At 67.2% G+C, this 22,984-nt stretch carries 25 protein-coding genes; 10 read left to right on the plus strand and 15 right to left on the minus strand.

Translation table 11 applies throughout. From position 1 onward, the window contains the following. Positions 1 to 19 precede the first annotated feature (19 nt). The 4 genes from PDM28_RS05150 to purM all read right to left on the minus strand — a co-directional run bounded on the left by PDM28_RS05150 (position 20) and on the right by purM (position 3,276). Positions 20 to 703: a DUF3108 domain-containing protein gene (locus tag PDM28_RS05150; protein ID WP_102944138.1), complete on the minus strand. Its 684-nt coding sequence runs from the start codon at positions 701 to 703 to the stop codon at positions 20 to 22. Positions 704 to 705: 2 nt separating this feature from the next. Continuing rightward, positions 706 to 1,503, minus strand: a complete 798-nt coding sequence (locus PDM28_RS05155; RefSeq protein WP_311184024.1) for a DUF3108 domain-containing protein — start codon at positions 1,501 to 1,503, stop codon at positions 706 to 708. 67 nt (positions 1,504 to 1,570) lie between these two features. Next, on the minus strand, positions 1,571 to 2,239 hold the full coding sequence (purN, locus tag PDM28_RS05160) for a phosphoribosylglycinamide formyltransferase (protein WP_311184025.1): 669 nt from the start codon (positions 2,237 to 2,239) through the stop codon (positions 1,571 to 1,573). Positions 2,240 to 2,250: 11 nt separating this feature from the next. Continuing rightward, positions 2,251 to 3,276, minus strand: a complete 1,026-nt coding sequence (purM, locus tag PDM28_RS05165; protein WP_311184643.1) for a phosphoribosylformylglycinamidine cyclo-ligase — start codon at positions 3,274 to 3,276, stop codon at positions 2,251 to 2,253. Positions 3,277 to 3,413: 137 nt separating this feature from the next. Between purM and PDM28_RS05170 the strand changes: the two genes are divergently transcribed. The 3 genes from PDM28_RS05170 to hda are packed head-to-tail and all read left to right on the plus strand — an operon-like array spanning position 3,414 to position 6,411. Then, a complete protein-coding gene (locus PDM28_RS05170) occupies positions 3,414 to 4,538 on the plus strand; it encodes a DUF2066 domain-containing protein (RefSeq protein WP_311184026.1) in 1,125 nt (374 codons plus the stop codon). Then, positions 4,535 to 5,704 carry an AI-2E family transporter gene (locus PDM28_RS05175; protein WP_102944134.1) on the plus strand — a complete coding sequence of 390 codons (1,170 nt, stop codon included), beginning with the start codon at positions 4,535 to 4,537 and terminating at the stop codon, positions 5,702 to 5,704. The genes PDM28_RS05170 and PDM28_RS05175 overlap by 4 nt, the downstream gene beginning before the upstream one ends. Next, positions 5,701 to 6,411 (plus strand): DnaA regulatory inactivator Hda, encoded by a 711-nt coding sequence (hda, locus tag PDM28_RS05180; protein WP_311184027.1) that lies wholly within the window; start codon positions 5,701 to 5,703, stop codon positions 6,409 to 6,411. The genes PDM28_RS05175 and hda overlap by 4 nt, the downstream gene beginning before the upstream one ends. Positions 6,412 to 6,588: 177 nt before the next feature. Here hda and murU read toward each other — a convergent pair whose 3' ends face one another. The 4 genes from murU to PDM28_RS05200 form a co-directional block, all read right to left on the minus strand. Then, the gene (gene murU / locus PDM28_RS05185) at positions 6,589 to 7,299 is read right to left on the minus strand and encodes an N-acetylmuramate alpha-1-phosphate uridylyltransferase MurU (RefSeq protein WP_311184028.1); all 711 of its coding nucleotides are present in this window, start codon (positions 7,297 to 7,299) and stop codon (positions 6,589 to 6,591) included. Further along, positions 7,296 to 8,321: an aminoglycoside phosphotransferase family protein gene (locus PDM28_RS05190; RefSeq protein WP_311184029.1), complete on the minus strand. Its 1,026-nt coding sequence runs from the start codon at positions 8,319 to 8,321 to the stop codon at positions 7,296 to 7,298. The genes murU and PDM28_RS05190 overlap by 4 nt, the downstream gene beginning before the upstream one ends. 57 nt (positions 8,322 to 8,378) lie before the next feature. After that, on the minus strand, positions 8,379 to 8,648 hold the full coding sequence (locus PDM28_RS05195; RefSeq protein WP_311184030.1) for a GlsB/YeaQ/YmgE family stress response membrane protein: 270 nt from the start codon (positions 8,646 to 8,648) through the stop codon (positions 8,379 to 8,381). 64 nt (positions 8,649 to 8,712) lie between these two features. Next, positions 8,713 to 10,206 carry a M20 family metallopeptidase gene (locus tag PDM28_RS05200; protein WP_311184031.1) on the minus strand — a complete coding sequence of 498 codons (1,494 nt, stop codon included), beginning with the start codon at positions 10,204 to 10,206 and terminating at the stop codon, positions 8,713 to 8,715. A 243-nt stretch (positions 10,207 to 10,449) separates the two neighbouring features. Between PDM28_RS05200 and PDM28_RS05205 the strand changes: the two genes are divergently transcribed. From PDM28_RS05205 to PDM28_RS05235, 7 genes are all read left to right on the plus strand, one after another. Beyond that, entirely contained in the window at positions 10,450 to 10,737 is a 288-nt protein-coding gene (locus PDM28_RS05205; RefSeq protein WP_311184644.1) for a ComEA family DNA-binding protein, read from the plus strand. 474 nt (positions 10,738 to 11,211) lie between these two features. After that, on the plus strand, positions 11,212 to 11,688 hold the full coding sequence (locus PDM28_RS05210) for a hypothetical protein (RefSeq protein ID WP_311184032.1): 477 nt from the start codon (positions 11,212 to 11,214) through the stop codon (positions 11,686 to 11,688). 50 nt (positions 11,689 to 11,738) lie between these two features. After that, positions 11,739 to 12,260, plus strand: coding sequence for a hypothetical protein (locus PDM28_RS05215; protein WP_311184033.1), 522 nt, complete (start codon positions 11,739 to 11,741; stop codon positions 12,258 to 12,260). Continuing rightward, positions 12,254 to 12,730, plus strand: a complete 477-nt coding sequence (locus tag PDM28_RS05220) for a hypothetical protein (protein WP_311184034.1) — start codon at positions 12,254 to 12,256, stop codon at positions 12,728 to 12,730. The genes PDM28_RS05215 and PDM28_RS05220 overlap by 7 nt, the downstream gene beginning before the upstream one ends. Before the next feature lie 76 nt (positions 12,731 to 12,806). Next, entirely contained in the window at positions 12,807 to 13,838 is a 1,032-nt protein-coding gene (locus PDM28_RS05225; protein ID WP_311184035.1) for a L,D-transpeptidase, read from the plus strand. Between the two features lie 104 nt (positions 13,839 to 13,942). After that, the gene (locus PDM28_RS05230) at positions 13,943 to 14,536 is read left to right on the plus strand and encodes a murein L,D-transpeptidase catalytic domain family protein (protein ID WP_311184036.1); all 594 of its coding nucleotides are present in this window, start codon (positions 13,943 to 13,945) and stop codon (positions 14,534 to 14,536) included. Positions 14,537 to 14,550: 14 nt separating this feature from the next. Next, positions 14,551 to 15,150, plus strand: a complete 600-nt coding sequence (locus PDM28_RS05235; RefSeq protein WP_311184037.1) for a HutD/Ves family protein — start codon at positions 14,551 to 14,553, stop codon at positions 15,148 to 15,150. Here the strand turns inward: PDM28_RS05235 and PDM28_RS05240 are convergent. The 7 genes from PDM28_RS05240 to PDM28_RS05270 form a co-directional block, all read right to left on the minus strand. After that, positions 15,147 to 16,757, minus strand: coding sequence for a sulfite reductase subunit alpha (locus tag PDM28_RS05240; protein WP_311184038.1), 1,611 nt, complete (start codon positions 16,755 to 16,757; stop codon positions 15,147 to 15,149). The two genes, PDM28_RS05235 and PDM28_RS05240, sit on opposite strands and share 4 nt — an antisense overlap. Then, on the minus strand, positions 16,754 to 17,731 hold the full coding sequence (locus tag PDM28_RS05245) for an FAD:protein FMN transferase (RefSeq protein WP_311184039.1): 978 nt from the start codon (positions 17,729 to 17,731) through the stop codon (positions 16,754 to 16,756). The genes PDM28_RS05240 and PDM28_RS05245 overlap by 4 nt, the downstream gene beginning before the upstream one ends. A 4-nt stretch (positions 17,732 to 17,735) precedes the next feature. After that, entirely contained in the window at positions 17,736 to 18,542 is an 807-nt protein-coding gene (locus PDM28_RS05250; RefSeq protein WP_311184040.1) for a DUF4198 domain-containing protein, read from the minus strand. Between the two features lie 56 nt (positions 18,543 to 18,598). Then, positions 18,599 to 19,117, minus strand: coding sequence for a DUF2271 domain-containing protein (locus PDM28_RS05255; RefSeq protein WP_311184041.1), 519 nt, complete (start codon positions 19,115 to 19,117; stop codon positions 18,599 to 18,601). Positions 19,118 to 19,149: 32 nt separating this feature from the next. Next, a complete protein-coding gene (locus PDM28_RS05260; protein WP_311184042.1) occupies positions 19,150 to 19,791 on the minus strand; it encodes a PepSY-associated TM helix domain-containing protein in 642 nt (213 codons plus the stop codon). 173 nt (positions 19,792 to 19,964) lie between these two features. Then, positions 19,965 to 22,391 (minus strand): TonB-dependent receptor domain-containing protein, encoded by a 2,427-nt coding sequence (locus tag PDM28_RS05265; RefSeq protein WP_311184043.1) that lies wholly within the window; start codon positions 22,389 to 22,391, stop codon positions 19,965 to 19,967. A gap of 147 nt (positions 22,392 to 22,538) precedes the next feature. Further along, a complete protein-coding gene (locus PDM28_RS05270; RefSeq protein ID WP_311184044.1) occupies positions 22,539 to 22,967 on the minus strand; it encodes a hypothetical protein in 429 nt (142 codons plus the stop codon). Between the last annotated feature and the right edge of the window lie 17 nt (positions 22,968 to 22,984).

A 22,984-nucleotide genomic window follows, 5' to 3' on the forward strand; every position in this document is an offset into this window, starting at 1 on the left:
CGGGCCTTGTTTTTTACGGCTACTTGAACGATTTGATGGTCAGGTCGAGTGCGTCCTTGCCACCTTCGCGCTGCAGCAGGCGCACCGGCACGGGCATGTCCTTTGCCACCCAGGCAATCAGTTCCTTGTTGCCGTCCACGCGCGACACCTTGGTGGCGTTGTAGGTCTTGCCGCCGACGGTGATGTTTTCAGTGCCGGCGACCTTGTAGGTCATCGGCTTGATCCGGCCCTCGTCGACCATGCGGTAGGTCAGCGGCTTGCCGGCGGCGAAATCGCGGGCGATGGCCAGGTTGATCAGCAGCGCGTCCATGTCGCCGGCCTTGAGCGCGACGGGACCGGCACGGTCCGGCTTGATGTCGCCGGTCCAGGTCGCCTGCTTCTTCGACCAGTCATAGTTGGCCTGCACGTTGCGCTTCTTCACCAGCAGCAGCGATTTGTCCTGGCTGCTGAGCGGACGCAGGACGCCGTTGGCTTCGTCGAAGGTGGTGTTCTGGCTCAGCGTGGCCAGCTGGTTGCTGACATCCAGGCTGTACTGCCATTTGTTGCCGTCGACCTGCTTCAGGGTCATCTTGCCGGGCGCCTGCATGCCCATGTAGTTGGCCTGGTACTCGGCGGTGAACGGCTGCAGCGCCAGCGCGGGCAGGCTGACAACCGCCAGCGCACCGGCAGCAACCCAGGACAGGGGGCGGGAGAGGATGGTCATGCTCAGACTCCTTGGTATTCGATCAGGCGCAGGTCGATCCGATCCTGACCGTCTTCGCGTTGCAGGATGCGCACCGGGGTCGGAACCCCGTTGGCGATCCAGAGGATGGTTTCGTCATTGCCGCCGTTGGTGCGATACACCCGCAGCGCGTTGTAGGTCAGCTCGCCGACCTGGACGTTCTCGGTTTCCGGCGCGGCCTGGTAGTCGTGCTGGCGGACCCGGCCCACATCGACATAACGGTAATGCATCTGCTGGCCCGGGCGCGCGTCGCGCATGATCGCAAGGTTGATCAGCAGCGCGCTCTGGTCGCCCGGCTGCAGTGGAATGGGTTGGGTGCGTTCCTTCTTGAGGTCGCCCAGCCACTGGGCGGTGCCGGCCTTCCAGTCGTAAGTACCGGTGACCTTCTTGCCCAGGAACAGGCCCTTGCGCACGGTGGCCTGGCTGAGCGGCACATACGTCGTGCCCTGCTTCTCGAACACCGTGCTCTGTTCCAGGTTCAGGCCCAGCACGCTGGCAAAGCCCTTCCGGCCCACCACCTGCATGTCCACCCGCCACTGGTCGCCCCCGGTGTGGGTGACGCGCATGGTGGCATCACCGGCTTCCTTGCCCTTGTACAGGGCCTGGTAGGTGGCGGTGAACGGTTCCAGCGGGGGCGGTTCCCATGCGGCCGGCGGCGGCAGCACGGTCAGTTCCGGCGCGGGCGGCGTCACGGGTGCGGGCGTTTCCTGCGCCTGGGCGATGGCCACGGTGCAGAACAGGGACGCAAGCAGCAGCACGGGCTTGGACAGGGTCTTTTTCATACGCGCGCAGGTGCGGGGGAGTGGGGAGGATGCCAGCGCCCGGGTCAGCAGCGCGTGTGCGCCAGCGCTAACGGGTAAGCATTCCGGCGCAATCTAGGCGCAGCGGACTGAACAGGGGGTTGCCATCGACCTCGAGCCGTCCCTCCCGTTCAGCTACGCGGCCGGCCACCAGCCACTGCAGGCTGGCGATCAGCAGGGGGTGCTCGACGACCAGCACCCGCTGGGCCAGCGCTTCGTCGGTGTCCCCGGGCAGCACCGGCACCCGGGCCTGGGCCAGCACGGTGCCGGCATCCAGTTCGGGCACCACGAAGTGCACGCTCGCCCCGGCTTCGGCATCACCGGCCTCCAGCGCGCGCGCGTGGGTATGCAGGCCCTTGTACAGGGGCAGCAGCGACGGATGGATGTTGATCAGGCGCCCGCTGAAGCGCTGCACGAAGGCCTCGCCCAGGATGCGCATGTAGCCGGCGCAGACCACCCAGTCCGGCGCGAACCCGGCCAGCGCATCGCCGAGTGCAGCATCGAACGCGGCGCGGTCGACGTACGCCTTGGGCGACTGCGCCCAGCGCCGCTCCGGCGGCACTTTGGCCAGCGCCGAGGCATCGGGCTTGTCGGACAGCACCGCCACCACCTCAGCGTGCAGTGACCCGGCGGCAATCGCATCCACGATCGCCTGCAGGTTGCTGCCACGGCCCGAGGCCAGTACCGCGATGCGGCTGCGCGGTGGGAGGGCAGACACCACGGGGTGCCTCAGCCGATCCGCACGCGCTCGGTGCCGCTGGCGGCGGTGACCTTGCCGATGGTCCACTGGGCCAGGCCCTGGGCTTCGACGGCCGCCGCAACGGTGGCGACCTGGTCCGGGGCGACGATCAGCACGAAGCCGATGCCGCAGTTGAAGGTGCGCCACATTTCGCTGTCGGCGACGGCGCCTTCCTTCTGCAGCCACTGGAACACCGGCGGCAGGGTCCACGAAGCGGCGTCGATATCCAGGCCCAGGCCTTCGGGCACCACGCGGATGATGTTCTCGGTCAGGCCGCCACCGGTGATGTGGGCCATGCCGTGGATGGCCGGGCCGTGCGCCTTGAGCAGGGCCAGGATCGGCTTGACGTACAGGCGGGTCGGGGCCATCAGCGCGTCGACCAGCTTGACCCCGCCTTCCAGCTCCAGATCGGCCGGCTGGCCGGCGCGGTCGTAGATGCGGCGGACCAGCGAGTAGCCGTTGGAGTGCGGGCCGGAGGACGCAATGCCGATCAGCACGTCGCCTTCGGCCACGCTGGCGCCGTCCTTCAGCTCGCTCTTTTCCACGCCGGCCACGGTGAAACCGGCCAGGTCGTATTCGCCCGGGGCGTACATGTCGGGCATTTCAGCGGTCTCGCCGCCGATCAGCGCGCAGCCGGCCTCGGTGCAGCCGTTGGCGATGCCGCCGACGACCGCTGCGGCGGTGTCGATGTCCAGCTTGCCGGTGGCGAAGTAGTCCAGGAAGAACAGCGGCTCGGCGCCCTGCACCAGCACGTCGTTCACGCACATGGCGACCAGGTCGATGCCGATCGTGTCGTGGCGGCCCAGCTGTTGTGCCAGCTTCAGCTTGGTGCCGACGCCGTCGGTGCCCGAGACCAGCACCGGTTCGCGGTACTTGCTGGACAGGTCGAACAGGGCGCCGAACCCGCCCAGGCCACCCATCACTTCCGGCCGGAAGCTGCGCTTCACCAGCGGCTTGATGCGCTCGACCAGTTCGTTGCCCGCGTCGATGTCGACGCCGGCGTCGCGGTAGGTCAGGGGGGAGGGGTTGGACGGGGAATTGGTCACGGGCGTCGGGCTGCGCTGGGGTGAAAGCGGGATTTTAACAGGCCACGTTGGCGCGCAGGCCCTATTCGGGCAACAATTCCCCCCGGATACGCTCAATGGAAGTCCTGATGCGCCGCAGCCTCTTTGTAATGATGTTCCTCGCGCTGTGCCTGCCGGTGGCCACGATGGCCCAGAGCGGCCTGCGTACCGAAGGCGACGTGGCCACCGCCAGTGGCGCCTACGAGGCCGAAGTGCCGGTCAACAGCCAGGGCGAGGCCGACCGAAACGGGGCCCTGGCCCGCGCATTGGGTAACGTGCTGGCCAAACTGTCCGGCGACCGCAGCGTGATGACCCGCCCGGGCGTGATGCAGGCCCTGCGTGACGCCAAGAACTACGTGGCCAGCTACGACTACCGCCAGGACCAGAGCACCTCGGCCAGCGGCGCCCCCAGCTACCGCACCATGCTGGTGGCCCGGTTCCGCCAGGACGACGTGGACGGGCTGATTTCGGCGCTCGGCCTGCCGCTGTGGCCGCAGCCGCGGCCCAAGCCGGTGGTCTGGCTGGCCATCGACGACGGCAGCGGCCCGCGCTTGGTGACCGTGCAGCAGGCCAACGCGGCCCGGCCGCTGCTGAACCGCGCCATCGAGCGGGGCTACAAGCTCGGCCTGCCGACCGGCAGCGCCGCCGAGCAGGCCCTGGTCGGTGCGATCTGGCGCCAGGACACCGCAGCGGTCGCCCGCGCCTCGTCGCGCTATTCCCCGCCGATGCAGCTGGTCGGCAAGCTGTACCGCGACAAGACCGGGGGCTGGGTGGCCGACTGGGTATTCGTGGATGGCGGCCGGGAACTGAACAAGTGGACCACCAATGACAGCGACGCCCGCCGCGCCATGGCCGGTGGTGCTGACGGTGCCGCCGATGCGCTGGTGCGCCGCTACGCCAAGGCCGGTGCCGCCACCGGCGCGGCCGGTACCTACACCATCGTGGTGACCGGGCTGAACAGCGCCGAGGACTACCTGCGCCTGGCTGCCGGCCTGCGCGAGAGCCCGGTGGTGCGCAACATCACCCCGGTACGCGCCTCGGGCAACCGCCTGGAGCTGGCGCTGGAGCTGACCACCGGCCTGCCCGGGCTGAACCGCATGCTCGGCGAGAACGGCGTGATCGTGCCTCTGGCGCCGCTGCCGGTGCCGATCGACGAAGATGCCGCCCCCGGCACCCCGCCGCCCCCGGCCAGCAACGAGTACCGCCTGCGATGATCCTCACCCCGGAAGCCGAGATCGCGCAGTTCCTGCGCCGTATCAAGTACATCCTGTTTGCACTGGCGGTCGGTTGGGTGGTGTGGCTGCTGGCCCCGATTCTGACCCCGTTCGTGCTGGCGCTGGCGCTGGCCTGGCTGGGCGACCCACTGGTCGACCGGATCGAGGCCACCGGCCGGTCGCGCAACACCGGCGTGGTGCTGGTGTTCCTGGCCATGGTGCTGGTCATCACCGCCGCGCTGCTGATCCTGGTGCCGATGATCGAACGCCAGATCTCGACCCTGATCGCGGCTATTCCGCAGGTCCAGCAGTGGCTGATGCAGAACGCCATTCCCTGGTTCGAGCAGAAGACCGGCATGGAAATCATGCCGTGGCTGGAACCGGACCGGCTGATCGACTGGGTGCGCAGCCACTGGGAACAGGCCGGCGGCGTTGCCAAGACCTTCTTCGGCTACGTGTCGCGCTCGGGTTTTGCAATGGTGACCTGGGTGGTCAACATCCTGCTGCTGCCGATCCTGGCGTTCTACTTCCTGCGCGACTGGGACAAGCTGGTCGAGCGCGTGGCCTCGACCATTCCGCGCAACCACGTGGGCACCATCACCAAGCTGGCGCGCGAGTCCAATGACGTGCTCGGGGCCTTCATCCGTGGCCAGTTCCTGGTCATGGTGGCGCTGGGCCTGATCTACGCGATCGGGCTGTCGCTGGTGGGCCTGAAGCTGGGCCTGTTGATCGGCCTGGTCGCCGGCCTGATCAGCTTCATTCCGTACCTGGGCGCCACCACCGGCATCGTCATGGCGGTGCTGGCCGCGCTGGTACAGGCGCAGGGCTTCGACCTGAAGCTGCTGATCCTGGTCGGCGTGGTGTTCACCGTGGGCCAGCTGCTGGAAAGCTACGTGCTCACCCCGCGCATTGTCGGCGACAAGATCGGCCTGCACCCGGTGGCGGTGATCTTCGCGGTGATGGCCGGTGGCCAGCTGTTCGGCTTCCTCGGCATGTTGCTGGCGCTGCCGGTGGCGGCGGTGAGCAACGTGCTGCTGCGCTATGCGCACCTGCGTTACCGCGAGAGCGAGCTGTATGCCGGTGAGCCGAACGCGATCGTGATCGAAACGCACGTCGACCGGCAGACCGTGATCATCGACACGTCCAAGGGCCAAGACCTGAAGTGAGTGTTGTCCCGCAGCTGCCGCTTGCCCTGCGCTACCCGCAGGACGAGCGACTGGAAACCTTCATCGGCGCACCCGACGGTGCGCTGGCGCAGCTGCGCGCGATCGCCGTGGGCGCGGACCAGCACTGGGTGTACCTGGAAGGCGCGGCCGGCACCGGCAAGACGCACCAGGCGCTCGCGATGTGTTCGCTGGCCGAACAGGCCGGGCGGCAGCCGACCTACCTGCCGTTGAAGGCGGTGGTGGGGCGCACCCGCGCGGCGCTGGAATCGCTGGAAGGTCGCGACCTGGTCGCGCTGGACGGGCTGGATGCGGTGGCGGGGCATCGCGAGGATGAAGTGGCGCTGTTCGATTTCCACAATCGTGCGCGCAGTGCGGGCATCACGTTGTTGTACACCGCCCAGCACGCGCCTGACCGGCTCGGGCTGGTACTGCCGGACCTGCGCTCGCGCCTGCAGCAGTGCGTGCGCGTGGTGCTGCAGCCGCTGGACGACGAAGGCCGCGCCGCGGTGCTGCGCGAGCGCGCGGCTCGGCGCGGCTTGTCGATCGATGAAGCGGCCATCGAATGGCTGCTGACCCGGACCGGCCGCGAGCTGGGCAGCCTGGTCAGCCTGCTGGACTGGCTGGACCGCGAATCCCTGGCCGCGCAAAGGCGGATCACCGTGCCGTTTCTGCGGCAGGTGGTGGAAGAGGGTTCGCATCGGTTGTAAACGGGGAACTGCGGGATGGCTGCCTTGGTAGGGTCGCATCCCGATCGACTGCCGGTAACCTGGCAACGATCATTTGGGGCATGAACCCGAATCAAAATCGGCTTCGGGCCGGGTCATGCGTTCGTCGTGCCGATCACCGATACGTGCGGTCGTTTGGGAACCGACCCTACCGAGCCCTCACAGTGTTCGCGAGAGCTCCCTATCCAGCGCCGCCAATCGTTCCGGGGTGCCCACATCGGTCCAGCGCCCGTCGTGATGCTGACCGGTTACGCGGCCCTGTTTCATCGCATGCCGCATCATCGGCGCCAGGCCGAACTGCGGCGGGGTGGCTGCCGCACCTTCGGTGGGGCCGATGACCTCGCGCCAACCATTGAGGATGGTGGAGCGGAAGATTCCCACGCCCGCATAGGTCAGCCGCGGCGCATCGCCCACGTCACTGACGCGCCCATCGGCATGCAGGATGAAATCACCGCGCGGGTGCTGCACGGGGTTGTCGACCAGCACCAGATGCGCATCGCCTGCGGGGGCGCGGGGAAGACGGGCGAAGTCCACATCCGTCCACACATCGCCGTTGACCACCAGGAACGGTGCGTCGCCCAGCAGCGGCAATGCGTTGAAGATGCCGCCACCGGTTTCCAGCGGCACCGCGCCTTCGTCGACGAAATGCAGGCGCAGTCCCCAGCGGCTGCCGTCGCCGAGCGCTGGTTCGAACTGGTCGCCCAGCCACGAGGTGTTGATCACCACCTCGTCGAACCCCGCCGCTGCCAGCCGTTCCAGATGCCACACGATCAGCGGCTTGCCGCCGGCCACCAGCAGCGGCTTGGGCGTGGTGAGCGTCAGCGGACGCATGCGTTCGCCCTTTCCGGCGCTGAAAATGATCGCCTTCATGCGCGGCTGGACACCGGCAGCGCCAGTGCCGCCATCGCGGGTTTGATCCGCTCCTGCAGCAGCGTGTTCAACCCGGCCAGTTCCGGGTGGCGCGGCAGCACTTCGTCCAGGTAGCGGATGAAGCGCGGTGCGTCGGCGAAGTAATGACCCTTGCCGTCGCGGTCGCGCAGGCGCACGAACAGGCCGAGGATCTTCAGGTGGCGCTGCACGCCCATCCAGTCCGCATCGCGCAGGAACTGCGGCCACGGGCGTACCGGCAACCCGGCGGCCAGCGCCTGCGCGTGGTAACGCGCCAGCCAGGCGTCCACTTTCTCCAGCGGCCAGCTCAGGAACGCGTCCTTGAACAGGCTGACCGGGTCATAGGCGATCGGCCCGCGCACCAGGTCCTGGAAATCGAGCACGGCCGGGCCGGGCTCGACCGGCATCAGGTTGCGCGGCATGAAATCGCGGTGGGTGAGCACCTGCGGCTGCTGCAGCGCGTTGTCCATCAACCGGCGGTGCACCCACTGCAGCTGTTCCACTTCGCCGCAGTCCAGTTCCAGGCCCAGGTGGCGTTGCAGGAACCATTCGTCGAACAGGCCTGCATCACGCTGCAGCAGCGCTTCGCCGAACGACCCCATGCCCTCCGGCACCGGGATCGACTGCAGGCGGATCAGCTGCGCGAACGCGGCGTCGAACCAGGCGTCGGCGTTGTCGTCATCGATATGCCGGGCCAGGGTTGGGCCGCCCAGGTCTTCCAGCAGCAGGAAGCCCTGCTCCTCATCGCGGGCCAGCACCTGCGGCACGCGCACGCCATGGGGTTCGAGCAGATCGTGCATGCGCAGCCACGGACGCACATCTTCCAGCCCCGGAGGCGAGTCCATCACGATGTGGCTGCCGTGCGCGCTGGTGGCACGCCAGTAGCTGCGGAAACCGGCATCCACCGAGGCCCGGTCCAGGTGCAGCTCAGGGTCGCCCAGCGCGGTGGCGGTCCACTGCTGGCGGAGTTCGGCGCGCAGGGGGTCGGAAGCAGGATCGTTCATGGACAGGTACGTCGAAGCGGCGCCGGGTGGCGCGTGTGGAAGGAAAGGGGAGGGGTATCAGCGTTTGCCGCTGAACAGCCGGAGCACGGCCAGTACGGCGATCGCACCGAGGATGGCGCCGACGAAACCGGCGGGTTCACCGCGCGAGTACCAGCCCATGTACTGGCCGAACCAGCCGGCGACCAGTGCGCCGACGATGCCGAGCACGATGGTCAGCAGGCAGCCCATGCGGTTGTTGCCGGGCATGAAGAAGCGCCCGAACAAGCCGACGATGAAACCGACCAGGATGATGTAAAGCCAGCTGGTGCTGCCGAACAATCCGTCCATCGTGTGATTCCTGCAGGAGATGGACGCAGCCTATCAAAAGGCTGCGTCCCTCCGCGTCTACCTCTCAACAGCAACCATGCCCACCGTGGCGGGTACCGCTGTCGGCCGCCACCGGCGAACCGCTGGTCTCGCCGCGCAGGCTGGCCGCGTAATGCTCGCTGATCACCTTGGACACGCATGCGGTCACGCGCTTGCCCATCGGAATGTGCAGGAACTCGTTCGGGCCGTGTGCGTTGGAATGCGGGCCCAGCACGCCGGTGATCATGAACTGCGCACCCGGGAACTTCTCGCCCAGCATGCCCATGAACGGGATCGAGCCGCCTTCGCCCATGTACATCGCCGGCTTGCCGAAGAAGGTCTGGCTGGCATCGTCGATGGCCTGGGTCAGCCACGGCGCCATCGCCGGCGCGTTCCAGCCCGACGAGGCCTTTTCCAGGTCCAGCTTCACTTCCGCGCCGTTCGGCGGGTCGCGCAGCAGCGCTTCCTTCAGCAGCTCACCGCAGGCCTTGCCGTCGGCGGTCGGCGGCAGGCGCAGCGACAGCTTCACGGCGGTATGCGGGCGCAGCACGTTGCCGGCCGAGGCCAGCGGCGGCATGCCGTCCACGCCGGTCACCGACAGCGCCGGGCGCCAGGTGCGGTTGAGCACCAGCTCGGTCAGGTCTTCGTTCATCGGGCGCAGGCCGTCGACCATCGGGAACTTCTCGAAGATCTCGGTATCCACCACCTCGGCGGCGCGCTTGGCCTGGGCCTGGCGCTCTTCCGGAATCTGCACGTGCATGCCGTCGAGCAGGATGCGGCCGGTGTTCTCGTCCTCGATGCGCGAGAGCAGCTGGCGCAGCAGGCGGAAGCTGGACGGCACCACGCCAGAGGCGTCGCCGGAATGCACGCCTTCGTTGAGCACCTTCACCGAGAAGTTGCCGCCGGTCAGGCCGCGCAGCGAGGTGGTGCACCACAGCTGGTCGTAGTTGGCGCAGCCCGAATCCAGGCACACCACCAGCGACGGCTTGCCGATGCGGTCGGCCAGGTGGTCCACGTAGGCCGGCAGGTCGTAGCTGCCCGATTCCTCGCAGGCTTCGATCAGCACCACGCAGCGGGCGTGCGGCAGGTTCTGCGCCTGCAGCGCGAGCACCGCAGCCAGCGAGCCGTAGATGGCGTAGCCGTCATCGGCGCCGCCGCGGCCGTACAGCTTGTCGCCGCGCAGCACCGGCAGCCACGGACCCAGGTCGTCGTCCCAGCCGGTCATTTCCGGCTGCTTGTCCAGGTGCCCGTACAGCAGCACGGTGTCGTCGCCGGTTTCGGCGCCGGTGGCGGGAATTTCCAGCAGCAGCAGCGGCGTGCGGCCTTCCAGGCGCACCACCTCCACCTGCAGCCCCGGCAGGTTCTGGGCCTTGGCCCAGCTTTCCATCAGGGTGACGGCCTGCTCCATGTAGCCGTTTTCGACCCAATTAGCGTCGAACATCGGCGATTTGTTGGGAATGCGGATGTATTCGACCAATTGCGGAACGATCTCGCTGTCCCACTTGTCATTGACGAATTGGCCGAGCTTGGCGCTGTCCATCAGGTAACTCCGAGTGCATGTGGCTGATCCCGCCATTCTACGCCTGAGCGAGGGGTAGGGATTTCCCTACACGACGTCAGGTATTTAGCTGGCTGTGTGAAGGTGATGTCGACGATAGGCTGTGTGCATGTGGCGAGGGACACTGATTGCTCCGACGGGATGCCGGCAGCAGAGGGGTCCGAAGTCACAGGGAGCTACACGGTGGGGCCTTGGTTTTCGTGGAAGGCGCTGGTGCTGGGACTGATGTTGGCGGGAACCGTTTCGGCGGCCGACCGGATCGACATCAACACCGCCGACGCGTCGACGCTGCAGCAGGGATTGACGAACGTGGGGCCCAAGAAGGCCCAGGCGATCGTCGCGTACCGGCGACAACACGGACCTTTCCTCCGGGTCGAGGACCTGGCACGGGTGAAAGGGATAGGGACAGCAACGGTCGAACGGAATCGACGACGGATGACGGTGGGGGCCATGAAGGCGCCCACGGTGGCACCGCCCAGGAGGGCAGCGCCGACACCCGTTCCAAGGCGCTGACGTAACAGGATGGGTCGCGACCGGCATGACGTCGGTCACGGTGGCCAGGCAGGAGCCGGCCGCCACGACAGCCGCACGGAGGCGGCACGCACGGACGCAGCGCGGAAGGACTGGCGCGGATCCACCAGGACGGTGGCATCCAGACCCGGGAAGGGGAGGGATGGCGGAACAACATACGGCCGAGTGCAGGGAGCATGGCCGGCACCCACACTGGGCAGGACGCACAGGGGGAAGGCGGGATGCCGACAAGGACGTGACGATTGCCCGGTCCGCACAGGGATGTGTGACCGGGCAATTTCTTTGTATGCTTCAAGTGTTGGTGAAAGGGTCCTAACGCATTCACCCTTCCTCGGCGCGAGCTGGGGGTCCTCAGACACGGCATGGCAAGGATGTTATGCAACAGAGGAGCGCGCAGTTCACACTGCTTGACCTGTTGAGCACCGGCGTCAACTTCGGCGTGTACCGGCCCTCGGCATGTTGAAGAGGACTGCCCTTCTCATCGGCGTCCTCACGATGGTGCGGGCATGCGTAGTGGCATCGGTGGTGCTCGCCTGGCAAGGCTACTGCTTCGAGCAGCGGCGTTTCGTGCCTGCTCAGGAAATCGAACGTGCCGCCATCGAGAGCCTACTTGCCAGCTACCCGCCAAGCGTGGAATTAGCCCGCCAGCGGCAGCCGGACGGCAATCTGGCCGTGACTTATGGTCCACCATCGCATCCCATGATGTTTGCCGGCGTCGACCATTTTCTCGCTCTCAATCCCGGCGCATGCCAAATGGTCCCACGTGGATGGGAAGGTCATGCCCCTTCACAGGTTTCCCGTCTTCTCGGCACTGAAACCTTCATCGTTCGCCTACGCTACCCCGTCCGCTTCTACGAGAACGGAAGGCTGCGTGCGGTGCCGGATGAACACTTCGTATCCGTTAACCGGTGCGGCGAGGTCATAACACCCTGAGCCGAGCCGGTGTCCGCATGAGCGCATGTCCACAATGGACGCCTTCTCCGATGAAAACCATCCTCTCCCTGGCGGCGGGTCTCACACTTCTTCTGATTGCCCTGTCCGGGTGGCATCGTATTGATATGGCGGGTCGCGGCTACTGCTTCGAGCAACAGCGCGTCCTGGCTGCAGAAGAGATCGAACGGGCAGCCATTCTGCATGAGCTGAAGAAGTTTCCGCCCAGCGTGCCCGTAAAGACAGAATGGCTTGGGGAAGGCCGCAGCGTGCAGACTTGGGCCGTGCCCAGAAGTGCCGAACCCTTTTCCGGCGTGGACGACTATCTCTCCAGAAACCCCGGAGGGGTTCAGATCGTGCAAGGCGGAGCCCATGCACGTGCTGCGGGGCTACTGTCGCGTCTGATCGGAGACGAGTTCTACATCGTCAGCCTGCGCTATCCCGTGCGTTTCTCTGAAGACGGGAAGGCACGCACCATTCCCCACGAAGGTTTCGTAATCGTCAGCCGGTGCGGCAAGGTCGTGGCGGTCAACGCCGATGATCGTTTCGCCAACCGCGGAGTCTGGGTATGTTGAAGAAGACGGCGTTGCTGATCGGCGGTCTAGGGTTGGTGCGGGCAAGCGTGCTGGCCGTGGTCGTGCTCGCCTGGCAAGGCTACTGCTTCGAACAGCGGCGTTTCGTGCCTGCTCGGGAAATCGAACGTGCCGCCATCGAGAGCGTACTTGCCAGCTATCCGCCAAGCGTGGAGTTGGCGCGCTGGCGGCAGAAGGACGGCAACCTGAGCGTGACCTACGGCCGGCCATCGCACCCTGTAACGATTGCCGGGGTTGACCATTTCCTGACGCTCAATCCTGATGCATGCCAGATGGTCGCTCGCGGGTGGGAAGGCCATGCTCCTTCGCCCCTAACCCGACTTCTGGGCTACGAAACCTATATTGTGCGCCTGCGCTACCTCGTCCGCTTCTACGAGAACGGAACGCTTCGCGCGGTGCCGCATGAAAGGTTCGTATCGGTCGATCGGTGCGGACGTGTGGTAAGCCTGTGACTACACCGAACACGCCTATCGGGCATCATGTAGCGACACGCCATGCGTGTCCTCGACCCACCCGAAGGAAGGCAACATGCCCACACGCCGCACGCTGCTGAAGCACATCGCCGGATCGCTTGTCGCCGCCCTGGTACTTCCCGCCTGGGCTGCACCCGAACCTGCCGGCCCTACCGACCTCAAGCCCGGCCAGTTCCTCTGGCATCCGGAGATTTCCCCGGCGGGTCCGATCGTGCTGGTGGTCAGCCTGGATGAGCAGCGCGCCTACGTGTACCGCAACGGCATCGCCATCGGCCTGAGCACGATCAGCTCGGGCAAGCCCGGGCATGAAACGCCCACGGGCGTGTTCACCATCCTGCAGAAGGACAAGGACCACAAGTCCAACCTCTATAACAGCGCGCCCATGCCCTACATGCAGCGCCTGACCTGGGACGGCATCGCGCTGCACGGCGGCAACCTGCCCGGGCACCCGGCCTCGCACGGCTGCGTGCGCTTGCCGCAGGCGTTCGCGCAGAAGCTGTTCGGCGAAACCCAGCGCGGCGACACCGTGGTGGTGGCCGACGCCAAGAGCGCGCCGATGACCCTGGCCTATCCGGCGGTGCTGGCGCCGGTGAACAGCACCGGCAAGGCGCTAGTCGAGACCACCGATGCGCCGGACCACTACTGGAATGACGGCGCGGCGCCGGCGGGGCAGGTCGGCATCCTGGTCAGTCTGCACGATCAGCGGCTGTACGTGCTGCGCGATGGCGTGCTGATCGGCGAGTCGCGGCTGGAAGCCAAGGCGCTGCCCGCGTTCGAGGGCACCACCCTGTTCGTGATGCAGCAGGGGTATTCGGACGTCGCCAGCCCCCTTGATTCGACCCAGAAGCTGCACAAGTGGACCGCCTATCCGCTGCTGGGGCAGAGCGCGGGCAATGCCAGCCCGGACCTGCTGGCCACGCCCAGCCTGCCGATGGCGCTGCCGCCGTCGTTCGCCGCGCAGCTGTACAAGGCGTTGGTGCCCGGAACCACGTTGCTGGTGACCAGCCTGCCGGCGGTACGCCCGGTGGCAGATGAACAGAACCTGCAACCGGTATTGGAATCCGACGCGGCTGGAGCCACCTTATAGGGATGGCCTATCGGATTCCGCTTTCGCTCTTGGGTGTGTTGACGCTCGCAATTCCGCATGCGGCTTGTGGCGCCGGTCGTCGACCGGCGTTACCGGCAGACCAGATGGCCGAGATGATGGCGCGGGCGGCGCCCAATGCCGACCGCAAGGTGCTGAAGCTGGCGGCGCAGGCGATGACCTGCGCGCTGCGGCGGCCGGAGCTGGGGATCGACCCGGGCCGTCTGAGCGTGATCGATTATTCGCGCCCGTCCACCGAACAGCGCATGTGGGTGTTCGACCTGGCCCGGCAGAAGCTGCTGTTCGAGGAATGGGTCGCGCATGGCCGCAATAGCGGCAGCAATGCCACCGAGCGCTTCTCCAACCGCGACGGCAGTTTCATGTCCAGCATCGGCGCGTTCAAGGCGAAGGAAACCTACATGGGCGGCAACGGCTATTCGCTGCGCCTGGACGGTCTGGAACCGGGCTTCAATGACAACGCCCGCGACCGCGCCATCGTCATCCACGGTGCGCCGTACGTGAACCCCACCATCGCGCGCCTGCAGGGCCGGCTCGGACGCAGCCTTGGCTGCCCCGCCGTGCGCCTGACCGTGGCGCGACCCCTGATCGACAGCCTGCAGGGCGGGGCGATGGTATTCGCCTACTACCCGGATAAGGACTGGCTGGCGCGCTCGAAGCTGCTCAGCACCGACTGCGGCTGAGGCACAATGGCGGCATGTCGACCGCCCCTGACCTGAGCGCTGCCACGCGCGTCATTCCGAGTTTCGAGTACCGCCGCGAGCGCTGGCGCAACGGCCTGGGCTGGACGCGCGAGATCCTGCGCGTGCCGGACAGCGACGACTGGCAGGTGCGGCTGTCGATCGCGGAGATCGAACAGGACGCGGCGTTTTCGTCATTCCCCGGCATCGAGCGCGAGCTGGTGCTGCTGCGCGGTGAAGGGCTGCGGCTGCGCTTCGCCGACGGCGCCGTGCACACGTTGCTGCCGCCGCACGACCGGCTGCGTTTTGCCGGTGAAGCACAGGTCAGCGGCGAGCTGGTGGACGGGGTAACGCACGACTTCAACCTGATGTGGCGGCGCGACCAGGTCGACGCCGAACTGCTGCACCGGCCGCTGGTGGGGAGCATGTTTTTCTTCGCCGAGCCCGGCACCGCGTGGGCAATCCATCTGCTAGCCGGGCAGGCGAGGTTCGAAGGCGAGCCGGATCTGCCGGCGTTGGAGCAGGGCGACACGGCGTGGTTGGCGGCGGGGGCGCGCAAGCGCTACGCACTGAACGGCGGCGGTGAAATCCTGGCAATCCGTTTGAAAAGCGCTTAATACACGTCCCGGCGATAGCGGCCTGCCACGATCAATGCTTCCTTGCCGTCGCGGCCCAATGCCTGTTCGATCACCGCGTCCACCGCCGGGGCCATGCCCTGCAGGCTGCCGCAGACCAGGATCGTGGCGCCGTCGCGGACCCACTGGCGCAGCGTGTCCAGTTCGGCCAGCAGGCGGTCCTGCACGTAGCGGTGCGTACCGCCGTCGCGGCTGAAGACCGTGTCCAGCTTCGCGATCATGCCGTCGCGCTGCCAGCGCTGGATATCCTCGCCGAAATGGAAATCGTGCGCGGCAGTGCGCTCGCCGAACAGCAGCCAGTTGCGGCTGGCACCCAGCTCCACGCGTGCGCGCAGGTGCGCGCGCAGGCCAGCGATGCCGGTGCCGTTGCCGATCAGGATCAACGGAACGTCCGCCGACGGCGCATGGAAATTCGGGTTGCTGCGGAAGCGCAGGTCGATGCGCCCGCCGAGCTGCGCGTAGTCGCACAGCCACCCGCTGCCCAGTCCGGGCGTGCCGTCCGGTCGTAACAGCCGGCGCAGCAACAGCAGCACCTGGCCTTCAGCCGGCGTGCTGGCGATGGAGTACTCGCGGTGCGGCAGCGGTTTGAGCGCGGCTACCAGCGCGGCGTCATCGGCGGGAACCGAGTCCGGCAGCACCGGCAGGTGCGAGTGCGCCAGCCAGTCATGCAGCGACCGGCCTTCGACCATCGCGGCACCGTCGCGCGCATGTCGGGCCAGCCATGCATCGACGTCGGCCGCGCCATGCTGCGGCCCGATCTCGACCACGTCGCCGGCCTGCCACGGCGGCAGCACGCCATCGGCGGGCACCAGCGCGACCTGCCAGGTGGCCGCGCCCGGGCTGCCCGCATTGACCTGCGCGCGTGCGCGCAGCTGCCAGGGCTGGTACTGCGCCGGCGCCCAGTCCGGCAGGTCGGTGGCGTTGCCGCCGAGCTGGCCGAGCAGTTGCTGCCAGTGGCGCAGCGCGGCCGGGTCGGCGTTGTCCACTTCCACGGTATCGAACAGCGGGTGCGCACCGTGCTGGCGCAGCCAGGCGTCGAGCTGGTGGCCGAACGCGCAGAAGTGGCCGTAGCTGCGGTCCCCGAGCGCCAGTACGCCGTACTGCAGGTGCGGCAGTGCCAGCGCCTGCGGCATCACCCGCCGCAGGAAGGGCAGTGCATGATCGGGCGCATCGCCCTCGCCGGTAGTGCTGGCGATCAGCAGCACGCGCGTTGACTGCTGCAGCAGTGGCGCATCGACCTGATGCAGGCCGCGCACCCGCACGGACATGCCGGATGCACGCAACACCTCGGCGCTGCGTTCGCACAGCTGCTGGGCAAAGCCTGTCTGACTCGCCCAGACCAGCAGCAGTGGCGCCTGCCCATTGTCGGCAACCGCGTCATCACGCGTGCGGCCGCGCCACCACAGCAGGGCGCACAGCGCAGCGTAGGCGGCGATGCTGCCGCCCGCCCAGCGCCAGTGCGAGGCCAGCGGCGCGGCGCGCCACCAGTCCTCCTGCAGGTGCAGGCGCAGCAGCAGCCACGCCAGCAGCGCCAGCACGATCATCACCGCGACATTGCCCAGCACCGCGCGCGACGGGCTGCGCTTCATGCGGCCTCGTCCTGTTCGGCGAGCAGGTGCGCGAACGATTCGCTCAGGTGTTCTTCAACACCGTGCTTGGTTCGGGTGATGAAGCGCGCCGCCAGCCCATGTGCGTTGGCGAACGCAAGGCCTTCGTCGGCGCCCATTACGGTCAGGGCGGTGGCCCAGCCGTCGGCCTGCATGGCCTCACGTGCCACTACCGTGACCGCAGCGGAGGCACGGCTGACCGGTGCGCCGACGCGCGGGTCCAGGGTGTGGCTGTACTGCGCGCCATCCGCGCTGAATTGATGCCAGCGGTCGCCGGAGGTGGCTACGGCAAGGTCATCCAGCGCGAGTACGCGTGGAGGATGTGGCAGTTGTGCTTCTTCTTCGGGACCGGCTTCGACCAGCACGCGCCACGGGTGGCCGTCCGGCTTGCGGCCGTAGCCGTGCAGTTCGCCGCCCACTTCGACAAGCGCTGCGTTAATGCCCTGCGTGCGCAGCCAGCGGCTGACCAGGTCGACCGCGAAACCCTTGGCGATGGCGGAAAGATCCAGTTCCAATCCGCCGGGTTGCAGCAGCGCGGCGTCTTCCAGTTGCAGGCGCTGCCAGCCACAGCGGGCGCGGGTTGCAGCCAGCAGCTCCGCATCCGGTACACGCTGCGCATGGGCCTGGGCACCGAAGCCCCACAGGGCCACCAGCGGCCCTACCGTGGGATCGAAGGCGCCAACGCTGCGCGCGGCGATATCGAGTGCGCAGCGCATGACCTCGGCGAACAGGTCCGGCAGCGGGACCGATGTTCCGGCCGCTGCGCGATTGACTCGGGAGATGTCGCTTGCCGCTTCCCACGTGCTCATCTGTGCCACCACGGTGTCCAGCTGCGCCTGGATGCCCGCGTGCAGCGGGTGCAGGTCGCGCGTGGGCGAGGCAGTCAGTTTTACCTGCCAGGTGGTGCCCATGGTGTGACCACCCAGGCTGGCGATGTCGTGGGGCACAGACGTCATGGGGTTACTGCGGGAGCACTTCCAGCGTGGCCACGTAGTTCAGGCGGCGGCTCCTGGCCTGCTTCAGCGTGGTCTTCTTGTCCTCGCTGCTGGTTTCCAGCCAGTACATGCCGGCTTCCGGCCAGGTCACGCTGATCTCGCCGTTCTTGTCGCTGGTGACCTTGATCTCGTCCTGGGCGTTGCGATAGCGCGTACCGCCGCGCGTGATCTCGAATTCCAGCCCGGCGCGCGGCTTGCCGTCGACCAGCACGCGGAACTTCGCTTCCTCACCGGAGAACAGGTCATTGGGGTGGCCCAGCGCGACCAGCTCGATGCCGACCTTGGTCGGCGCCAGCGCGGTGGCGTTCGGGGTGCCGTTGGTGACGAAGGTTTCGATGCGGTTGACCGACTGGCTGACCTGCAGCTTCTTCGCCTTCTTCGGCACTTCGGTGGCGAAGGTCGCCGCTGTGCCGCGCCAGCGCTTGGGCTTGCCGTCTTCTTCCCAGCTGGCCGACAGGCCGTTGTTGACCGAGGCCAGGCGGTAGGTGCCCTGCTGGGTCAGTTCGACGTCGAATACGCTGCGGAACTTGCCGGTGGAGGCGTTCTGCGGCTGCACGGTGGTGCCGTCCGGCGCGGTGATGACCAGGCTTTCCAGGCGCAGCGGCACGTGGTTGAAGTAGAACAGGTCATTGGACACCGCCGCATCGACGGTGATCCAGGGGTGCTCACCGGCGATGACGGTCTGCGACGGCTGCAGCCAGGCCTTGTGGGCGAGGGCGGAGAACGGAAGGGCGGCGGCCAGGGCGGCGGCTAGCACGAGCGAGCGCTTCATCAACAACTCCATGACGGGAAAAGGGCGCCCTCCCACGGGGAAGGGCGGCGGGAAGATCAGGGCTTGGTCGACAGCGTGACCAGGCCCAGCTCGGTGCTGCCCTGGGCCTTGCCGGTCTGCGGCGCGGTCGCCGGCCACGTGAAGGGAACCTTGAGCAGCTCGCGGCCGCCGACTTCGCGCACGGCTTCCACCACCAGGGTGTAGTTGCCCGGTGCGAGCGACTTCAGGGCGGGCTGCTTGTCGGTGAACGACAGCGCATGGGTACCGGCCGGCTTGGTCGGGCCGGTCACGCCGTCCACCGGCACCTTGAGTTCGCGACCGCTCTTGCGCCACCACTGGCGCAGGTCGGGCAGCCACTTGGTGCCGTGGCCTTCGCTGTTGCCGGTCTGCTGGTACCAGACCGCCAGGTTGGCCGCGACCTTCTGGTCGGCACCTTCCAGCCACACCGCCACATACGGGCGGTGGTACTCAGCCACGTTGAGCTTGGGCACCTCGACGTTGATGTCCAGGGTGGTGGCGTAGGCCGGCGAGGTGGCCAGCAGGCCGCTCAGGGCGATGGTGAGGGTGACGCGCATGGTGCGGCTCCGGAAGGGTGGGGACAGGCGGATCAGTGGATCAGGATCAGGGCGATCAGCAGCGGCACCATCAGGCCGAGCCCGACCAGCGGCCAGGTCATGCGCCGTTGGCGGGCATGCAGGTGCAGCAGGAACAGGCCGGTGATGCAGAACACCAGGCAGGCCGCCGCGAAGATGTCGAGGAACCACCCCCAGGCCGGCCCTGCGTTGCGACCCTTGTGCAGGTCGTTGAAGTAGGACACCCAGCCACGCGAAGTGGCCTCGTATTCCACCGCACCGCTTTCACGGTCGATGCTCAGCCAGGCGTCGCCGCCGGGGCTGGGCATGGAGAGGTAGATTTCCTCCGGCGACCACTCGGCCGGGCGGCGGCCGACGGAAATGCCCAGTTCGCGATCCAGCCAGCGCGCGGTGGGGCGGGGCACTGGGGCGTTGCCATCGGTGCGGTCGCCGAGCTGGCCGAGCAGGTCGGCCGGCAGTTCCAGTTGGCGGTTCACCACCTGGGGCGTGGCTTCGATTTTGGCCGCGTGATTCAGCGTGATTCCGGTTACGGCAAACAACAGCATGCCGATCAGGCACACCGCCGAACTGATCCAGTGCCATTGATGCAGGGTCCGGAGCCAGAAGCCCCGGCTCTGCTGCTGCTGCACGGCGGTGGAAGGAGCGCTGGTGGCCACGGTCACAGAAGAAAGAGCGAGTAGCGAATTACACCATTGATGAGAATGGTTCGCAATTGTTGGGTTCGGGTCCGGTAGCGCCGGCCGTTGGCCGGCCCGCGTGGTGACGGGTTCATGCGGGCCGGCCAACGGCCGGCGCTACCGGGACGAGCCCGCCCGTGGGCGGGCAACGCTCAGAACTTCGCGTTCAACGAAATCCAATAACTCCGACGCTGGTCCTTGGTGGCGTAATCATCAACGCAATTGAACTCACTGTCGTTCAGCAATACACACGACTGCGACACAAAATCCTTGTCGAACAGGTTGTTCACCCGCGCGTTGACGGTCAGCCACTGGTTGATGTCCCAGCTGCCGCCCAGGTGGAAGATCGTGTAGTCCTCGTAATACCGCACCTGCGAATTGCTCACCCCGCCGACGTTGGTCACCAGCGTGTCGCGGTAGCGGTCGTAACGCCCTTCGCCGATCAGCGACAGGCTCACCGCGTCGTTGATCTGCCAGTTGAGGCTGGCGTTGGCCATATGCTTGGCGGGATTCCCTGCGATGGGCTGATCATCTGCAATACCACTGGTCTGCTCGGACTTCGTATACGTGTAGTTGCCGCGCAGCTGCACGCTTTCCAGCAGGTCCACATGCGCCGCCGCTTCCACACCACGCGTCTCCGCGGTATCAATGTTCACGCTCTGGCTGAAGGTGCTGTACCCCAGCGCCGCCCAACCCGGACCGACATCCACGCAGTACCCGCCACCGGCCGGTGCCACTTCGCAGTTCGGGAACGTGCCGCCACTGGCGATCTTGTCGTCGAACTTGTTGAGGAAGCCGGTGACATTGAAGCCCCAACGCTCACCCTCGTAGTACGACGCGATCTCGTAGTTGGTGCTGGTTTCCGGCTGCAGGTTGGGCGAGCCCACCAGCGGCAGCACGCCCTGCCCACCGAAGCCGGTCACGCCAGGGAACAGCTGGTCCGGGCGCGGGGTCTTGTAGCCGGTGCTCACGCCGCCCTTGAAGGTCCACGCATCGCTGGCGTTCCACACCAGGTAAGCGCGCGGGCTGACATGGCTGCCGAAGATGTTGTGGTCGTCATAGCGCACGCCCACGATGGCGGTCAGTGCTTCGGTCAACGCCCAGTTGTCCTCGGCGAACACCGACCACATGCGGTGCTTTTGCTTGACGTTGTCGCGGTAGCCCGCGCCGTCCATGCCGAACACGCCGTCGATCATGTCGGTATCGGTGTACTGGCCGCCGAGGGTCAACTTGTGCGCATCGAAGCTCATGTCCAGCATCGTGTCGAGCACGTAGCCTTCCAGCTCCATCGTGCGCATCGGGCGCGGCAGGAAGGCTTCCAGGCGCGCCATCTCGGTCGGGTTCAGCGCCGACAACCCGTTGCGGGTGCCGGCCGCGCAGTTGTTGGCCGCGCCGGTGCGACGGCACACGTCGTTCCACAGGGTCTGCAGGTTGGCGCGTTCGTCCAGGGTCAGCGGCAGCGAACGGCCGAGGTTGTTGCTCTTGGTCTGGGTCTGCGTGGTCTGCCAGGTACCGAAGGAATAACGGCCCTGGTGGCTCAGCGCCAGCTGGTCGCGCTCGTAGCGCTGGTAGGCGGTGTAGCCCACGCGCGGCTGCACCACGCGGCGGGTGACGGTGCCGGTGCCGTTCGGGTTCGGGATGGTCGCGTTGCCGACGCGCCACAGGCTGGCCAGGCTGTCGAGGGTGCCGGTCTGGCCTTCGCTGTTGTCGTACTTCTGGCGCGAGACGTCGTAGTCCAGCGACAGGTCGTGGTCGTCGTTGATCGACCAGCTCAGGCGCAGGCCGGTGTTCCAGTTGGTGTTGGCCACCGCCTTGCCGCCACCGCCGAAGCCGATGCTGCGCTCCCACAGGGTGCCGTCAGGCAGGGTCAGCGCCTCCCATTCCGGGTTGGAGGCCTTGGCGTCGTAGTAGCTGCCACGCACGGCCACGTCCAGCCGTTCCTTCACCAGCGGGCCGGTCAGGTACACATCGGTGGTGCGTGCGTCGCCGAACTGGTCGTCCTGCTGCACGGTGAAGCCCTGGGTGACCGACCCGTGCCAGCTGTCCTGGTTGCGCCGGGTGATGATGTTGATCACGCCGCCCATCGCGTCGGACCCGTACAGGGTAGACATCGGGCCACGCACCACTTCGATGCGTTCGATCGCATCCAGCGGCGGCAGGTAGGCGAACTGGCCACCGCCGAAGTTGTTCGGATACAGCTGGCCCACGTTGCTCTGACGACGGCCGTCGATCAGCACCAGGGTGTATTCGGACGGCATGCCGCGCATGGAGATGGTGGCGCGGCCGTTCTTGTCGGTGGTTTCCATGCCGACGTCGATGCCTTCCACGTCGCGCAGTGCATCGACCAGGCTGGTGTAGGGGCGCTTGCTGAGTTCTTCGCGGCTGACCACGCTGATGCTGGCCGGGGCGTCGGTGATCTTCTGTTCGAAGCCCGAGGCAGTGACCACCACCTGGTCCAGGGTCTTGGGGTCGCCGGCGGCGGCGCCACTGGCGAAGGCAGGTGCGCTGAGCGCGCCAAGCAGGGCGACGCTGAGCGTGCAGCGGGACAGGGACGTGCGACGACGATGGCGCTGGGCCATGGGAGTTACCTCGAAAAGGATGCGAACGCAGGAACACCGCGGCCGGCGGCCGCAGCGGAAATGGAAAAGTCAGCGGAATGCCCGCAGTGCGGGCGGTGCGGCAGGACCAGCTGCTGGTGTGCGCACCAAACGGTGCGGCAGCCGGGATCAGCCCTGCGGCGGTGCCTGCCCGCGCTGCACACGCAGGCCGGGGGCCGCAGGCAGCGGCGTGGGTGGGGCGGAATCGATCGACGGCGCGCGCTGCGGTGGCAGCTCGGCCAGAGTGGCCATCAGGGCGTCGAGCGATTCGGTGAGCGGGGTGGACGGCATGCGCGGCGGCAGTGCCGCCGGCGTGGCAGCGGCCATGCGGCGCGGCTTGGCCGGTGTTTCTTCCTGCAGGCGGTTTTCACCGGGGCTGCGTTCCTCGGCCGGCAGCTGCAGCACCAGCGCGGCGGTGCCGGGCAGGTGCGATTCAACCAGAGGCAGGGCGCCGAACAGCATCGAGAGCAGCGCCAGCCAGCCAAGCACCGTCGCCAACGCAGGGCGCTGCCCGCGCACGGCGGGGGCAAAGCTGCGGTGGTGGTGCGGATGGCGCAAGACGGATTCCCTGTCGA

The organism is Stenotrophomonas aracearum, assembly GCF_031834615.1.
In the GTDB taxonomy this organism is placed as follows: domain Bacteria; phylum Pseudomonadota; class Gammaproteobacteria; order Xanthomonadales; family Xanthomonadaceae; genus Stenotrophomonas; species Stenotrophomonas aracearum.

Coding starts and splice junctions, on each gene's coding strand:
- PDM28_RS05175 (WP_102944134.1), top strand. CDS start 4,535: ATGATCCTCACCCCGGAAGCCGAGATCGCGCAGTTCCTGCGCCGTATC.
- PDM28_RS05235 (WP_311184037.1), top strand. CDS start 14,551: ATGTCGACCGCCCCTGACCTGAGCGCTGCCACGCGCGTCATTCCGAGT.
- PDM28_RS05230 (WP_311184036.1), top strand. CDS start 13,943: ATGGCCGAGATGATGGCGCGGGCGGCGCCCAATGCCGACCGCAAGGTG.
- PDM28_RS05170 (WP_311184026.1), top strand. CDS start 3,414: ATGCGCCGCAGCCTCTTTGTAATGATGTTCCTCGCGCTGTGCCTGCCG.
- PDM28_RS05250 (WP_311184040.1), bottom strand. CDS start 18,542: ATGAAGCGCTCGCTCGTGCTAGCCGCCGCCCTGGCCGCCGCCCTTCCG.
- PDM28_RS05255 (WP_311184041.1), bottom strand. CDS start 19,117: ATGCGCGTCACCCTCACCATCGCCCTGAGCGGCCTGCTGGCCACCTCG.
- PDM28_RS05200 (WP_311184031.1), bottom strand. CDS start 10,206: ATGGACAGCGCCAAGCTCGGCCAATTCGTCAATGACAAGTGGGACAGC.
- PDM28_RS05215 (WP_311184033.1), top strand. CDS start 11,739: ATGAAAACCATCCTCTCCCTGGCGGCGGGTCTCACACTTCTTCTGATT.
- PDM28_RS05155 (WP_311184024.1), bottom strand. CDS start 1,503: ATGAAAAAGACCCTGTCCAAGCCCGTGCTGCTGCTTGCGTCCCTGTTC.
- murU (WP_311184028.1), bottom strand. CDS start 7,299: ATGAAGGCGATCATTTTCAGCGCCGGAAAGGGCGAACGCATGCGTCCG.
- PDM28_RS05190 (WP_311184029.1), bottom strand. CDS start 8,321: ATGAACGATCCTGCTTCCGACCCCCTGCGCGCCGAACTCCGCCAGCAG.
- PDM28_RS05220 (WP_311184034.1), top strand. CDS start 12,254: ATGTTGAAGAAGACGGCGTTGCTGATCGGCGGTCTAGGGTTGGTGCGG.
- PDM28_RS05195 (WP_311184030.1), bottom strand. CDS start 8,648: ATGGACGGATTGTTCGGCAGCACCAGCTGGCTTTACATCATCCTGGTC.
- PDM28_RS05225 (WP_311184035.1), top strand. CDS start 12,807: ATGCCCACACGCCGCACGCTGCTGAAGCACATCGCCGGATCGCTTGTC.
- PDM28_RS05265 (WP_311184043.1), bottom strand. CDS start 22,391: ATGGCCCAGCGCCATCGTCGTCGCACGTCCCTGTCCCGCTGCACGCTC.
- PDM28_RS05150 (WP_102944138.1), bottom strand. CDS start 703: ATGACCATCCTCTCCCGCCCCCTGTCCTGGGTTGCTGCCGGTGCGCTG.
- PDM28_RS05240 (WP_311184038.1), bottom strand. CDS start 16,757: ATGAAGCGCAGCCCGTCGCGCGCGGTGCTGGGCAATGTCGCGGTGATG.
- PDM28_RS05245 (WP_311184039.1), bottom strand. CDS start 17,731: ATGACGTCTGTGCCCCACGACATCGCCAGCCTGGGTGGTCACACCATG.
- PDM28_RS05205 (WP_311184644.1), top strand. CDS start 10,450: ATGTTGGCGGGAACCGTTTCGGCGGCCGACCGGATCGACATCAACACC.
- PDM28_RS05210 (WP_311184032.1), top strand. CDS start 11,212: ATGTTGAAGAGGACTGCCCTTCTCATCGGCGTCCTCACGATGGTGCGG.